Here is an 11,998-nt window from a genome sequence, read left to right on the forward strand (position 1 = left end):
CAGACCCGGCTGCGGGGCCGGATCCTCTACCCTGTCATTTCGCGCAGCACCATGCGCTTGTAGTCCTCCACGAGCCTGCGGCCCTCGTCCTCGCCGACCTGGAGGGCGAGCCGCATGGTGGCCTCGCCCAGATGCATGATGAGGAAGGCCGCCGAGCGTACCTCCTGGCGGTCGCGATGCGGGGCAACGCGCATCATCGCGCCGGCGAGCAGGTCGCCGTTCTCCCGCGCATCGTCGAGATCGAGATCACTCAGCATCTTGTCGGCCTGCATGCCCGACCAGATGTCGCGCATCACCGGTTCGGCAAGGAACATTGCGTAATAGGTGTCGACCAGCTCGGTGAAGGCACGCTCAAGCTCGGCGGTGGTCGTCACGCTCTCCAGCGCCTCGCTGATGCAGTCGCGGCCGATCGCGTTGTAGTGTTCGGCAAGCGTGCGGATGATGGCCGCCTTGTCCGGAAAATACTGATAGAGCGAGCCGATCGAGATGCCGGCGCGGGAGGCGATGTCGCTCATTTTCATCTGGTCGCTGCCCGCCGCTTCGATGACCTCGGTCGCCACCGCCAGGATACGCTCGAAGCGCTCGCGGCTGCGTTTCTGGCTCGGATGCCGCCGGGCGGCCGGAGCCGGCTCGATCAGCTGTGCCTTTTCCATGTTGCCCATCTCTCCGCTCCGAATCCCCAAACCTGCTTGACAGAAATAATATGAGGATTTATCACGTTTGTAAATGTGAGATTTTCTCATATTTCCCTCCAGGAGAGCATCCATGGCTTCCCAGAAAAAACAGACGCAAAAGCCCATCCTCGTCACCGGCGGCACTGGCAAGAGCGGTCGCCGCCTGGCGGCGCGGCTGAGCGCCGCCGGCATCCCTGTCCGGATCGGCTCGCGCAGCGCCGAGATTCCGTTCGACTGGGAGAATCCCGCCACCTGGGATGCCGTGCTCGACGGCGTCTGCGCCGCCTATCTCAGCTATTTCCCCGATCTTGCGCTGCCGGGAGCGGCAGAAACCGTCGAGGCCTTTGCGCGGCTTGCCGTTGGCAAGGGCATCAAGCGCCTGGTGCTTTTGTCCGGCCGCGGTGAGGACGGTGCGGAGGAGGCGGAACGCCTGCTGCGGGACACCGGAGCGGAGTGGACCATCCTGCGCGCCAGCTGGTTCTTCCAGAACTTCAGCGAGGCGTTTCTCGTCGACGCGATCCATCGGGGCGAGATCGCCCTTCCGGTCGGCGACGTGCGCGAGCCGTTCATCGATGCGGAGGACATCGCCGACGTCGCCTTCGCCGTCCTGACGCAGGACGGTCACGCCGGAGAGCTCTACGAACTCACCGGCCCGCGCCTGATGAGCTTTGCCGATGCGGTGGCCGAGATCAGCGAGGCCGCCGACCGCGACATCCAGTTCGTGCGGATCTCGACCGGCGATTTCACCGCCGACATGCATGCGCAGCGGCTGCCGCAGCCCTTCATCGAGCTGCTTCTGGAGCTCTTCACCCAGGTGCTCGACGGCCGCAACGAAAGCCTCGCGGATGGCGTCGAGCGCGTTCTCGGGCGCCCGCCGCGGGATTTCTGGGCCTATGCCGACGAGACCGCGGCGACGGGCGTATGGAGCGGGGAGAGGGCGGCCATCGCCTCATGACGGGCTTTCGCCGGGAGCGCCTTGTTCCCGGCGCTTCGGTCGGCAAGATAGACTGAATGCGCAGCTTCGCGCACTTTTCGGTCGGCGCTGTTGACAAATGCATCGGCAGTCTTGATGCCGTTCGGAGCGATATTGGAGTGAATGGCGTGAACGCATCGACAGAAGACGCGGCAGCGGGCGGCGCAAATCCGGACCGCACGATGTTCCTGAGGCCGTGGATCTTCATCCGCGGAGCGCCGTCGATGAAGTTTCTGCCGCCCGAGGGACCGCCGGAAGTGGCCTTTGCCGGTCGGTCCAATGTCGGCAAGTCCTCCCTCATCAACGCGCTTCTGTCGCGGCGCGGCCTCGCACGCACCTCCAACACGCCGGGCCGCACGCAGGAACTGAACTTCTTCGTGCCCGACGGCTATTCCGGCGAAGGGGACGACCTGCCGCCCATGGCGCTGATCGACATGCCCGGCTACGGCTTTGCCCAGGCGCCGAAGGCGCAGGTGGATGCCTGGACGAGGCTCGTGTTCGATTATCTGCGCGGCCGGGTGACGCTGAAGCGCGTCTTCCTGCTGATCGATGCCCGCCACGGCATCAAGAAGAACGACGAGGAGGTGATGGACCTGCTCGACAAGGCCGCGGTGTCCTATCAGGTGGTGCTGACCAAGACCGACAAGATCAAGTCCCCGGCCGTGGCGAAGCTCATGGCCGAGACCGAGGCGCGACTGAAGAAGCGGGCCGCGGCCTTCCCCGAGATCGTCGCCACCTCGGCGGAGAAGGCGCAAGGCATAGACGAACTGCGCGATGCGCTGGCGCGCGCGGTGAACGGGGCGCGCTGACGGCGCCGGAGCGTCTCAGGACGGCGTGGTGCGGCCGGGCCTGAAGGTCATCGCCACGCCGTTGATGCAATGGCGCTTGCCGGTGGGCGGCGGTCCGTCGTCGAAGATGTGGCCGAGATGGCCGCCGCAGCGGCGGCAGTGGCATTCGGTGCGCGTCATGAAGAACGAATTGTCCTGCCGCGTGCCGATGGCATCGGGCAGGGATTCCCAGAAGCTCGGCCAGCCGGTGCCGGAATCGAACTTGGCTGCTGAGGAATAGACGGGCAGGTCGCAGCCGGCGCAATGGAACAGGCCGGCGCGCTTCTCGTCGTTGAGAGGGCTTGAAAAGGCGCGTTCCGTATCCTCCTGCCGCAGCACGGCAAACTGCCTGTCGGTGAGGATCCTGCGCCATTCCTCCTCGGTTCGGGTGACCTCGAAGGTCTCGGCCATGGCCTTGCCGCCAGGCCGGTCGCGCACGACAAAGGCGCCGCCCGTCAGCGCCGCAAAGGCGCCGGCGGTGCCGTAGAGAAAATGACGGCGTTTCATCATCCTGCTCCTTGCTCGATCCTGTTTCCCGCATGCCTGCAGGATCCTTAGGCCGGGGCGGTCATCACCGGCAAGTCAAGGAGCCGTGAGGTTCTGGTCCTGACCCTAGTGGTGCGATCCCAGACCAACTGGCCCATGCTTTTTTCGCGGCGGCTGCGGCCAGGTCATTTCACTCAGGCCCAAAATGCTCTATGAAACCGCCGTTTTGTCTCTGGGGAAGATCGGCGATGACGAATACGGCGGAAACAGCGGAAGCCCAGGCCCAGGTCCTCTCGGCGGCGCTGCCCTACATGCAGCGTTACGAGAACAAGACGGTGGTCGTGAAATATGGCGGCCATGCCATGGGCGACGCCGCACTGGGACAGGCCTTTGCCCGCGACATCGCACTCCTCAAGCAGTCGGGCATCAGCCCCATCGTCGTGCATGGCGGAGGCCCGCAGATCGCCGCGATGCTGAAGAAGATGGGCATCGAATCGAAATTCGAGGGTGGCCTGCGCGTCACCGACGAAAAGACCGTCGAGATCGTCGAGATGGTGCTGGCCGGCTCCATCAACAAGGAGATCGTGGCGCTCATCAATGCCGAGGGCGAATGGGCGATCGGGCTGTGCGGCAAGGATGGCAACATGGTCTTCGCCGAAAAGGCGCACAAGACGGTGACCGACCCCGATTCCAACATCGAGCGCGTGCTCGATCTGGGCTTCGTCGGCGAGCCGGTCGAGGTCGACCGCACGCTGCTCGACCTTCTCGCCCATTCGGAGATGATCCCGGTCATCGCTCCGGTGGCCCCGGGCCGCGACGGCCACACCTACAACATCAATGCCGACACCTTCGCCGGCGCCATCGCCGGCGCCGTGCGTGCGACACGTCTGCTGTTCCTGACCGACGTGCCGGGCGTGCTCGACAAGGACAAGCAACTGATCGACGAGCTGACGGTCGCCGAGGCGCGCGCGCTGATCAGGGACGGGACGATCTCGGGCGGCATGATTCCCAAGGTCGAGACCTGCATTCAGGCCATCGAGCGCGGCGTCGAGGGCGTCGTCATCCTCAACGGCAAGACGCCGCATTCGGTGCTGCTCGAACTCTTCACCGAACACGGCGCCGGCACGCTGATCGTGCCCTAGAGCGGGATAAGGAGAAGCGTGAAGCGGTTTTCCGCCCGCATACAGCACGTGATCCGGAGCGCCGGTTCCTCTATTGCGGTGCCGCCTGGGCTCCCGTCATTGACGGCTCGGCCGCTTCGGTGACGGTGACCTTGAAGAAGTCGCCCTGAATGAGAAACTCCTCGACGCCGGGCGTCGTCGCGGTGAACACGATGGCGCGTGCCGGCGTTATCCCCTTGCAGAACTTGCTGTTGCGCCGTGCCAGCCCGCCATCGGAAAAGACGCCGGTCCGCGCGGCCGGCAGGGCGCCGAAGACCTCCGGCCATTCTCGCGGCAATTTCCCGCAGTCGCCGCGCTCGGCATGGATCGTCCGGCTTTCGCCGACGACCATGCGCACTTCGGGCGTGTATGCGTAGAGCGGCGCGTTGTCGGCAGGCCCTCCCCATGGCCGCCAGTCCGAGGCGAGCAGCGCGCCGGTTCCCACCCCGAGGCAGAACAGCAGCGCTCCCGCCGCCATCGTCTGCGGGCTGGGCCAGCTTCGATCTCTGCCGGGATTGGCTTTCTTGTCTGTGCCGGCCGGCTGGGCCGGATCGGCCGCCTCCTCGTCTTCCTCGTCTTCGCTCGCCTGCCGATAAAGCGCGTGCCAGCGCGCCGACAGTTCGGGGTCCTCCTCCACCTTGAGCAACTGCTCGAGGATCCTGAGGCTGCGCAGGCGTGGAATGTGCCGGCCGGAACGCCAGTTGTTGAGGTTGCGTATGGCGGTTTCGAATTCCCGCTGGCCGCCTTTGTTGGACAATTCGCAAAAGCGGCTGGCAAGCGATGCGGTGTCCAGAAAGCCGGCGCGATTGCACAACTCGTCCAGAAGGACGTTCCAACGGGTGATATGCTCGTATCTCTGTTCGCCCACCTTTACCCCCTTTTCCTGAACCGTATCGCTACTGCGTCGCCAAGACGACATCGAGCTTTATGTAGCTGCCGAACAGCCGTATCTCGTCCGTTCCGGGCCTTTGGCCAGTGAACCTGACGCCCCGTACGATCACTTCTTTGCCGCACGCCCTGACCACTTCCCTGGCAAGCCCACCATCGGAGAACACACCGAGGGATGTGGCCGGCATCTCGGCGGCGATCTGCTCCCAGCCGGGCGGCCGGCGGTCGCAGCCGCTGAGCGCGCCGAAGATCAGGTGGCTGACGCCGACCGGCACGCGCACGCGCCCTTCGAAATTGACCGTCGGCAGGCTGCGGAACGCGGCCTCCCGATTGCTCTTGACCGAGGCGAAAACCAGACCTGAGCCGAACAAAAGGGCCATGCCGGCCATGGTCCAGCCCTGGATCAGCCGCATTCCGTTTGCAGGGGCTCCTGCGGGATCGGCAGCGGAGGCCGGGGATCCATCGGAGCCCTGTTTCTGGGCGAGACGGTAGAGGGTGAGCCAGCGCCGCTCCAGCTTGGGATCGGATTCCACCTCGAGCAGTTGTGCCAGCGCCGCAAGGTTCCTTCTCAGCGGCAGGCGCTGCCCCGACCGCCAGGTCCGCAGCTTCTTCTTTGCCGCTTCGAAATCCTGCCGCCTGTTCTTGCCGAGGTGCGCGCACAACTCGCCGGCCGGCTGCGTGTTGTCATACCAGCCGCGTCGGTTGCAAAGCGCATCGAGCAGTTTGTGCCAGGTCTCGAATTGATCCCAGCCTTGCGGGTTCATGTTTCAGCCCTCTCCGATCCTGCATGCAGTTTTCCGCCAGTTTCCGGGAATGGCAAGCGAACCCGGGTTCCGTTTTCGCGCAGTTTCCGACAATCGCCGTATTTTGCGGACGACGGGAAGGCAAAAGCGGGGAAGCTGCGGGGGCGGCGATGGCGCGACCACGCCGCCTCGCAGGCAACATCAAGGGGACCATCCATGAACCATCGTTTTGCACTCCTGTTTCTCGTTCCTCTCGCGGGCTGCGTCAGCGCCGGCAGCGCCGACGTAACCCGTGAGCTCGCCGTGGGAGAGACGAGGCACATCACAGCCTATCGCGCCGATGGCTGCGGTGCGCCGCCGCCGAGCTTTGCCGCCATTGCGGGGAAGCTGCCCCGTTCGGAGATCATCCGCTACTCCGATGGCGGTCTTTCCAGCCGCGTGAGCAACCAGTGCAAGACGCGGGTGCCCACCCGGGCGGTCAACGGGACCGGTATCAAGGCCGGTTCCGAAGTGAAGCGGTATCAGTCGGGCACCGTGGCGATCGTGGTGAAGTGATCGGCTGATAGCCGATCATCCAGGCACATATCCGAGCAAATATCAGGTGTGACCATGAACACGAAGAAGATCCTTTCCAAAGCCTCCTGCTGCCTGATCGGGCTCCTTTTGATCACCTCTTCAGCAGAAGCATGTGCAAGCATGTCTGCATCGCACAGAGGATTAAATAATAATGGAACATACTATAACGTAGTTAACAATTGCGGATACAATGTAATAATTCATTTTTATGGGGGATTCGATTCGACTGGACGAGCAAAAGATAACAACTTCTTTGTGGCACGTGGAAGGAACAGTCAGACGTTTATTTATGATCCCCAGCCGAGGAGTTATCGTGTTTCGAGGCAATAGATAGAAAAGGAGAAGGAGCATCGAATAGAAGGGCGCACAGGGAATGGCGACCATGCTCAAGTTTGTACGCGATAAACCAGGCTTTCACGCATTTTCCTGCTTGCTCTTCGCCGTTCTGACCGCCGGTTGTGTCAGCGACACCGGCTCCGATCCCCGCCCCTCCCGCAGCGCCTGCCGCGATGTTTTCGTGGATGAGATTGTGCTCGATACGAAAAACAATGCCTACTTCAAGGTATCGTTCGACGTTTCATCGCGGACATCGAGCCAAATCAGGGGAACTCTCCATGTCCAGCGTTTTGAGATAACGTCCTGGGGCGACCGGCCGCGGATAAGGGGGCATGCGCCGGTCGTGCTCAATGTAAAGCCGACCAATGAATCTAAAGTCGTGGCAGCGGGCACTGGAATCATCGGCGCGTTCAGCGGCATCTCGAATCGAGATGGCAGCTTCACCGATTTCATGTGGAGGTCACCGGTCGACACGTTCGAGATCGACAGAGTGTACGTCAAGGAAGCCGAGATTACCTTTGTCGATATCCGCGCGAATTTCTTCACCTACCGGGGGACAGCCTTGATAAGCCTGAAACGAAGCTGCTAGCGGGAAGCTCGCCTTGAGGATGATCGCCAGTATCTTCCTCAAATCACCCCATCAGCACCAACACCAGGATCCCGGCGACGATCAGCAGGCATCCTGCCGTCTCTGTCCGATTGATGTGCTCGCGGAAGAAGAAGACGGAGGAGGCGAAGGTGAAGATCATCTCGATCTGCGCCAGCGCCTTCACCACCGCGGCCTGCTGCAGGGTCATGGCCGTGAACCAGCCGAGCGAGGCGGAGGCGCCGACGAAGCCGACGAAGAGCGACGGCTTCCAGGCCCGCGCGATGTTGGCCACCTCGGAGCGGTCCTTCCACAGCATCCAGGCGAGCATGATGACGGTCTGGAAGGTGATGGTGACGGCGAGCGTCGTGGCCGCCTGCATCAGGTAGTTGGGGCCGCCCAGCGACAGCGAGGCGGCGCGATAGGCCACCGCCGCGATGCCGAACAGCGTGCCCGATGCCAGGCCGATCAGCGCGTTGCGGCTGACCAGCGAGGAGAACAGGTTGCTCCAGCTCATCGGCACACGCGCCACCGAGATCAGCATCACGCCGACCACCGTGACGAGAATGGCGACGAGGGCGCCCGGGCTGGCGATCTCGCCGAGCAGGACCAGGCCGAACACCGCCGCCTGCGCCGGTTCGGTGCGCGAATAGGCGGTGCCGACCGCGAAATTGCGGAATGAGAAGAGATGGATGAGCAGGAACTGGGCGCCGATCTGGCCGAGCCCGCCGAGGACCGTCCAGCCGAGGAACGTGCCGTTGATCGGGGCGAACGGATATCCTGCGAAACGATGAAGCGCCAGCACGAGCAGCACCACGAAGGGCATGCCGAAGCCGAAGCGCACGAAGGTCGCGCCTGTCGTGCCCATGACGCCCTTGAGGTGCTTCTGGCCGACCGAGCGCAGGTTCTGCAGGAAAGCGGCGGCGACGGTGATGGGGATCCAGAGTTCCATTCCGCATCTTCTGCCGCACCGGCAACCGCCTCTAAAGAGGCAGGCGCGGAAAAATGGTATACCAGTTTGGGCTACCGGTAATCCCGCCACTCGGCGTCCGGCGGCTGATGCAGGCAGGGATCGAGGGAGACGTGGTCGTTGTCGATGCGGTTCAGCGTGCCGCTGAGCACCACCTCGTCGCTGGGTTGGTAGTCGTCGACCTGATAGGTGATGCACAGCACCTGCGGGTCCGGCGCCTCGCAGGCGAGCATGTAACCCAGAGTGCCGTCGTGCTGAACGGCGCGCAGCGTGCCGACCACGTCGATCACCACCCACGCGTCCTCGTCGACCTCCAGCGCATCGAGCCTGGCGCGCAGGTCTGCGCAGGTGGCCCGGAAGCTCGGGGCCGGCTGGGCGTGCGCCGGCGCGATGGCGAAGAGGGGAAGCAGGGCGCTGCCGGCGAGCGCCGCTCGGATGAGGTGGAAAGGCATGATTGGCGGGTCCGATCGACAGGTGAAGGGCAGCGCGAGGCTCCGCCGAGAAGGCGGCATTTGTAAGGTGCGGAAAAGCCCGCAGGCCGATTGCGGGCGACCCGACAGGTCTGCCATAAGTGACGCATGACCAATCAGCCTTCCCGCGTGCGCTTCGAGCACATCACCGACTGGGTGTTCGACCTCGACAACACGCTTTATCCGCATCACAGCAATCTGTTCGCGCAGATCGACGTGAAGATGACGGCTTACGTTTCCGATCTCCTGCAGCTCGAACGCGACGAGGCGCGCGCCCTGCAAAAGGAACTTTATCGCGAATACGGCACGACGCTGAACGGGCTGATGGAGCGCTACGAGATCGACCCGGACGATTTTCTGGAGAAGGTCCACGACATCGACTATTCGTGGCTCGACCCCGATCCGAAGCTGGGCGAGGCGATCCGCACTTTGCCGGGCCGCAAATTCATCTTCACGAATGGCGACCGGGGCCATGCGGAACGCGCCGCGCGCCAGCTCGGCGTGCTCGATCATTTCGACGACATCTTCGACATCGTCGCCGCCGGCCTGCTGCCCAAACCGGCGGCCGCCACCTACGACCGCTTTCTGGCTCTTCACCGCGTCGCCGGCGACAAGGCGGTGATGTTCGAGGATCTGGCGCGCAATCTCGCCGTGCCGAAGCGGCTCGGCATGACGACGGTCCTCGTGGTGCCCAACAATTTCGAGCCGACCTTCTCTGAAATATGGGAACGGGACACGGAGCAGGAGGATGACGTCGATTTCGTCACCGACGATCTGGCGACCTTCCTGAAGACGGTGAGCGGAGCCTGACACCTTGCGCCGCTTCACTTCGCTCGAGGCGCGGATCGACGCTGCCGCGCACCGTGTGCTCGACACGCTGCCGAAGCACGGCTTTTCCGGCGCGCTCGTCGAGTTCGTCGTTTTTGGCCTGAAGCAGGCCTGGGCCTGCCTGTTCGGCGGCGTGCTGCTCGCGCTCATCATCGCCACGCATTATCTGTGGCCGCGCGAGGCGGCGCTGGCGCGCTACGATTTCCTCTTCCTCGCGGCGCTTGCAATCCAGCTCGCCATGCTGGCCGGCCGGCTCGAGACCCTGTCGGAGGCGAAGGTCATCCTGATCTTCCACGTCGTGGGCACCGTCATGGAGCTCTTCAAGACCTCTGCCGGATCGTGGATCTATCCGGAAGAGAGCCTCTTCCGCGTCAGTGCGGTGCCGTTGTTCTCCGGCTTCATGTATGCGGCGGTCGGCTCCTATCTGGCGCGCATCAGCCGCATCTTCGACATGCGTTACACCGGCTATCCGCCGCTCTGGGCGACGGTGCTGCTGGCCCTGGCGATCTACGTCAATTTCTTCAGCCATCATTTCACGGCGGACATCCGCTACGGACTGTTCGCGGCGACGGCGCTGCTCTATCTGCGCACGGTCGTGCATTACCGCGTCTTCCGCTTCCGTCACCGCATGCCGCTGCTGCTCGGCTTCCTGCTGGTGGCGTTGTTCATCTGGCTGGCCGAGAACATCGGCACCTGGTCGCGTGCCTGGATCTATCCTTCGCAGTCGCATGGCTGGACGCCGGTGTCGCTCGGCAAGCTCGGCGCCTGGTATCTCCTGATGATCATCTCCTTCGTGCTGGTCTCGCTGGTGCACCGGCCGCGCAAGCCGGAGGAGGCAGAGCCGGCGGTGCTCGCCGCGCCGGGGGCGGAAGCTCCTGCCGCGGAAGGCTGAAGGTGAAGCCGGCCGGGGCCGGCTTCACGAGGCGGCGGCTTATTTGCCGTGGCCGGAATGGTCCATGTCGGGCATGCCGCCGCGTGCCGGACCGACCGGAAGCTCGAGCTCCAGCGTGCCGGCCTTCTCGAACTCCAGCGTGACGGGAACGGCGCCGCCCTCCTTGAAGGGGTCGCCCACCTGCATGAACATGATGTGCAGGCCGCCCGGCTCCAGCGTCACCGTTTCGCCGGCGGGGATCTCGATGCCGCCCTCGACCGGGCGCATCACCATCACCTCGTTCTTCATCTCCATCGTGTGCACCTCCACCTTGCCGGCCAAGGGCGAGGAGACGGACAGCAGCCGGTCGCGGGTGCTGCCGGTGTTCTCGATCGAGAGATAGCCGCCGCCCGAAGGCTGGCCGGGCAGCATGGCGCGCGCCCAGGCCCCGGTGATCTTCAGATCGCCGGCCATGCCTGCCCGGTCGCCATGGGCGCCGTGGCCGGCGTGCTCCGTGTCGGAGGCAAGGATGGTGAGGCCGGGCGCCGGATGCTCCAGCGCATGGGCGTCCTGGCCGGCCGCCGGCAGCTCGACCCAGGCGACCTCGCCGTCGGCACAGGTCTGCACTGTCTTGAAGAACAGCTTCCGCCCGGGCTCCACGCCGGCGATCGTGCCGCGCAGCGCGAATTCGTCGAAGGCGCCGTCGGGCAAGTCGCCGCCGCTCCAGGTGACGGCCGTGACGCCGCTCTTCACGGTCTTGCCGTGCAACTCATAGGTCTGCGCATAGGCGCCTTCCTCGATGGAGAGCGCCCAGCCCGGCTTCGGCATGGGCTTGGCCGAAACGAAGCCTTCCGGCAGTTCGACGCGCACGGAGTTGGTGGCCTGGCCATCGCAGCCATGCGGGATGGTGACGACAGCCTTGTAGCTGCCGGCCGCAGCGGCCGGCGTCTCGAGGACCGCGTGAGCGGCGGCGTTGAGGGAAAAAAGGGCGGGCAGCGCGGTGGCGGCCGCAAAGAGTGCGAGATGGCGCATGATTGGCCTTTCTGTCTGGACGTTGCAGTTTCCCGGCGGGCCGGGTGAAAAACGTTCAGGCGGAAAGGGGCGGGGCGCGGATCGAAGGCGGGGATGCGCCGGCGCGCGCCGTCGACACGTCGAGCCGCCACGGCAGCGCGATCCTGATCCCCACAGCCATGGGCCGGGTGAGCGCCGCCGGCGCCGCCGGTGCGTTCGCCACCAATTGAATGCCGCAGGAATGCCCCGTCAGGCACAGCGGGCATTCGACGTCGCGCGGATGCTCGCGGTTGTTGTCGCCGACCTGGCCGACGCCATAGGTCGTGCAGATGACGAAGCCATCGGCCGGCGAGGCAGTCGCCGCCGCCATCAGCGGCTGCAGCGCATTGAGCAGCAGCGCAAGGAAACCGGCCACCGCGAACAGCTTTGCATCGCGGCGCAGGCTGTCGAACCAGGTGGTCTGTGCTCCTTGCTTGCCCATGAGCCGGCAGTAGCGCAACCATCAGTTTTGCACCAGCCGAAAAAGATGCGGCAAGGCGGCGCGGGGGATGATGCGGATGTTTCAGGAACGAGGCCCGCAGACTCTTTCACCCTTCCGG

At 64.4% G+C, this 11,998-nt stretch carries 15 protein-coding genes; 7 read left to right on the top strand and 8 right to left on the bottom strand.

From position 1 onward, the window contains the following. Window positions 1-26: 26 nt before the first annotated feature. Window positions 27-653, bottom strand: a complete 627-nt coding sequence (locus NUU27_RS05360) for a TetR/AcrR family transcriptional regulator (RefSeq protein ID WP_257761044.1) — start codon at window positions 651-653, stop codon at window positions 27-29. A gap of 112 nt (window positions 654-765) precedes the next feature. Between NUU27_RS05360 and NUU27_RS05365 the strand changes: the two genes are divergently transcribed. After that, on the top strand, window positions 766-1,629 hold the full coding sequence (locus tag NUU27_RS05365) for an NmrA family transcriptional regulator (RefSeq protein ID WP_257761045.1): 864 nt from the start codon (window positions 766-768) through the stop codon (window positions 1,627-1,629). A 200-nt stretch (window positions 1,630-1,829) separates the two neighbouring features. Then, window positions 1,830-2,456: a ribosome biogenesis GTP-binding protein YihA/YsxC gene (gene yihA / locus NUU27_RS05370; RefSeq protein ID WP_257761075.1), complete on the top strand. Its 627-nt coding sequence runs from the start codon at window positions 1,830-1,832 to the stop codon at window positions 2,454-2,456. Between the two features lie 15 nt (window positions 2,457-2,471). Here yihA and msrB read toward each other — a convergent pair whose 3' ends face one another. Continuing rightward, on the bottom strand, window positions 2,472-2,981 hold the full coding sequence (gene msrB, locus NUU27_RS05375) for a peptide-methionine (R)-S-oxide reductase MsrB (protein ID WP_257761046.1): 510 nt from the start codon (window positions 2,979-2,981) through the stop codon (window positions 2,472-2,474). Window positions 2,982-3,208: 227 nt separating this feature from the next. Between msrB and argB the strand changes: the two genes are divergently transcribed. Then, complete coding sequence (gene argB / locus NUU27_RS05380) at window positions 3,209-4,102, top strand: acetylglutamate kinase (RefSeq protein WP_257761047.1); 894 nt, start codon at window positions 3,209-3,211, stop codon at window positions 4,100-4,102. 70 nt (window positions 4,103-4,172) lie between these two features. Here the strand turns inward: argB and NUU27_RS05385 are convergent, their stop codons facing one another. Next, window positions 4,173-4,988: a hypothetical protein gene (locus NUU27_RS05385; protein WP_257761048.1), complete on the bottom strand. Its 816-nt coding sequence runs from the start codon at window positions 4,986-4,988 to the stop codon at window positions 4,173-4,175. A 28-nt stretch (window positions 4,989-5,016) separates the two neighbouring features. Then, window positions 5,017-5,772 carry a hypothetical protein gene (locus NUU27_RS05390; protein WP_257761049.1) on the bottom strand — a complete coding sequence of 252 codons (756 nt, stop codon included), beginning with the start codon at window positions 5,770-5,772 and terminating at the stop codon, window positions 5,017-5,019. Between the two features lie 195 nt (window positions 5,773-5,967). Between NUU27_RS05390 and NUU27_RS05395 the strand changes: the two genes are divergently transcribed. Together NUU27_RS05395 and NUU27_RS05400 are read left to right on the top strand one after the other, a co-directional pair. Then, window positions 5,968-6,306, top strand: coding sequence for a hypothetical protein (locus NUU27_RS05395; RefSeq protein ID WP_257761050.1), 339 nt, complete (start codon window positions 5,968-5,970; stop codon window positions 6,304-6,306). Between the two features lie 394 nt (window positions 6,307-6,700). After that, window positions 6,701-7,252, top strand: a complete 552-nt coding sequence (locus tag NUU27_RS05400; RefSeq protein WP_257761051.1) for a hypothetical protein — start codon at window positions 6,701-6,703, stop codon at window positions 7,250-7,252. Between the two features lie 43 nt (window positions 7,253-7,295). Here the strand turns inward: NUU27_RS05400 and NUU27_RS05405 are convergent, their stop codons facing one another. Further along, window positions 7,296-8,201 carry a DMT family transporter gene (locus tag NUU27_RS05405; RefSeq protein WP_257761052.1) on the bottom strand — a complete coding sequence of 302 codons (906 nt, stop codon included), beginning with the start codon at window positions 8,199-8,201 and terminating at the stop codon, window positions 7,296-7,298. A 71-nt stretch (window positions 8,202-8,272) separates the two neighbouring features. Then, window positions 8,273-8,671, bottom strand: a complete 399-nt coding sequence (locus NUU27_RS05410; protein WP_257761053.1) for a hypothetical protein — start codon at window positions 8,669-8,671, stop codon at window positions 8,273-8,275. Window positions 8,672-8,797: 126 nt separating this feature from the next. On the opposite strand from NUU27_RS05410, the gene NUU27_RS05415 reads away from it, so the two are divergent. Next, window positions 8,798-9,499, top strand: coding sequence for a pyrimidine 5'-nucleotidase (locus tag NUU27_RS05415; RefSeq protein ID WP_257761054.1), 702 nt, complete (start codon window positions 8,798-8,800; stop codon window positions 9,497-9,499). Between the two features lie 4 nt (window positions 9,500-9,503). Next, a complete protein-coding gene (locus NUU27_RS05420) occupies window positions 9,504-10,409 on the top strand; it encodes a DUF817 domain-containing protein (RefSeq protein ID WP_257761055.1) in 906 nt (301 codons plus the stop codon). Window positions 10,410-10,448: 39 nt separating this feature from the next. On the opposite strand, the gene NUU27_RS05425 is transcribed toward NUU27_RS05420, so the two are convergent. Further along, window positions 10,449-11,420, bottom strand: a complete 972-nt coding sequence (locus NUU27_RS05425; protein ID WP_257761056.1) for a DUF1775 domain-containing protein — start codon at window positions 11,418-11,420, stop codon at window positions 10,449-10,451. A gap of 55 nt (window positions 11,421-11,475) precedes the next feature. Beyond that, a complete protein-coding gene (locus NUU27_RS05430; RefSeq protein WP_257761057.1) occupies window positions 11,476-11,880 on the bottom strand; it encodes a DUF2946 family protein in 405 nt (134 codons plus the stop codon). Between the last annotated feature and the right edge of the window lie 118 nt (window positions 11,881-11,998).

Origin of the sequence: Nitratireductor sp. ZSWI3 (genome assembly GCF_024655565.1) — a bacterium.
In the GTDB taxonomy this organism is placed as follows: Bacteria; Pseudomonadota; Alphaproteobacteria; order Rhizobiales; family Rhizobiaceae; genus Nitratireductor.

Excerpts from the sequence above, each read along its gene's own strand:
- NUU27_RS05360 (WP_257761044.1), bottom strand. The coding sequence starts at position 653 with ATGGAAAAGGCACAGCTGATCGAGCCGGCTCCGGCCGCCCGGCGGCAT.
- NUU27_RS05365 (WP_257761045.1), top strand. The coding sequence starts at position 766 with ATGGCTTCCCAGAAAAAACAGACGCAAAAGCCCATCCTCGTCACCGGC.
- yihA (WP_257761075.1), top strand. The coding sequence starts at position 1,830 with ATGTTCCTGAGGCCGTGGATCTTCATCCGCGGAGCGCCGTCGATGAAG.
- msrB (WP_257761046.1), bottom strand. The coding sequence starts at position 2,981 with ATGAAACGCCGTCATTTTCTCTACGGCACCGCCGGCGCCTTTGCGGCG.
- argB (WP_257761047.1), top strand. The coding sequence starts at position 3,209 with ATGACGAATACGGCGGAAACAGCGGAAGCCCAGGCCCAGGTCCTCTCG.
- NUU27_RS05390 (WP_257761049.1), bottom strand. The coding sequence starts at position 5,772 with ATGAACCCGCAAGGCTGGGATCAATTCGAGACCTGGCACAAACTGCTC.
- NUU27_RS05395 (WP_257761050.1), top strand. The coding sequence starts at position 5,968 with ATGAACCATCGTTTTGCACTCCTGTTTCTCGTTCCTCTCGCGGGCTGC.
- NUU27_RS05400 (WP_257761051.1), top strand. The coding sequence starts at position 6,701 with ATGGCGACCATGCTCAAGTTTGTACGCGATAAACCAGGCTTTCACGCA.
- NUU27_RS05405 (WP_257761052.1), bottom strand. The coding sequence starts at position 8,201 with ATGGAACTCTGGATCCCCATCACCGTCGCCGCCGCTTTCCTGCAGAAC.
- NUU27_RS05410 (WP_257761053.1), bottom strand. The coding sequence starts at position 8,671 with ATGCCTTTCCACCTCATCCGAGCGGCGCTCGCCGGCAGCGCCCTGCTT.
- NUU27_RS05415 (WP_257761054.1), top strand. The coding sequence starts at position 8,798 with ATGACCAATCAGCCTTCCCGCGTGCGCTTCGAGCACATCACCGACTGG.
- NUU27_RS05425 (WP_257761056.1), bottom strand. The coding sequence starts at position 11,420 with ATGCGCCATCTCGCACTCTTTGCGGCCGCCACCGCGCTGCCCGCCCTT.
- NUU27_RS05430 (WP_257761057.1), bottom strand. The coding sequence starts at position 11,880 with ATGGGCAAGCAAGGAGCACAGACCACCTGGTTCGACAGCCTGCGCCGC.